Here is a 489-nt window from a genome sequence, read left to right as displayed (position 1 = left end):
CGCCCAGCCGGTCTCATAGCTCGACGCCGCGAGCAGTTCGGCGGCATGGCCCTTCGCCGCGGCGAGCCCCATGAACACGTCCGAATGGCCGCAGACATATTTGGTGAGCGACTGGATGCTCACGTCGACGCCGTGATCGAGCGGCTTGAAGAGGACGCCGGCCGACCAGGTATTATCGATCACGGTCATGATCCCGGCTTCCTTCGCCATTGCGGCGATCGCCGGGATGTCCTGCATTTCGAAGCTCAGCGAACCGGGGGATTCGAGAAAGATCACACGGGTCTTCGGCGTTATCATCGCGCGGATGGCTTCGGCATCGTCGGCGGGATCGAAGTAGCGCGCGGTGACGCCGTAGCGCGCGAGCGTGCCGGCAAGGAAACGCCGGGTCGGATTATAGACGGTGTCGCAGGCGAGAACTTCGTCGCCGGCGGAGAGCAGCGCGAGCAGCGTGCCGGTGATCGCGGTGAGGCCCGAGGGATAGATGAAGGC

At 64.6% G+C, this 489-nt stretch carries 1 protein-coding gene; it reads right to left on the bottom strand.

Annotated elements, in window-relative coordinates:
* Positions 1-489, bottom strand: a 489-nt coding sequence (locus tag ACT6QU_RS19455) for an aminotransferase class I/II-fold pyridoxal phosphate-dependent enzyme (RefSeq protein ID WP_444837029.1), incomplete at both ends; no start/stop codon positions are given.

This window comes from Aliihoeflea sp., assembly GCF_052435475.1.
In the GTDB taxonomy this organism is placed as follows: domain Bacteria; phylum Pseudomonadota; class Alphaproteobacteria; order Rhizobiales; family Rhizobiaceae; genus Aliihoeflea.
This window is presented reverse-complemented; position numbering and strand designations above follow the sequence as displayed.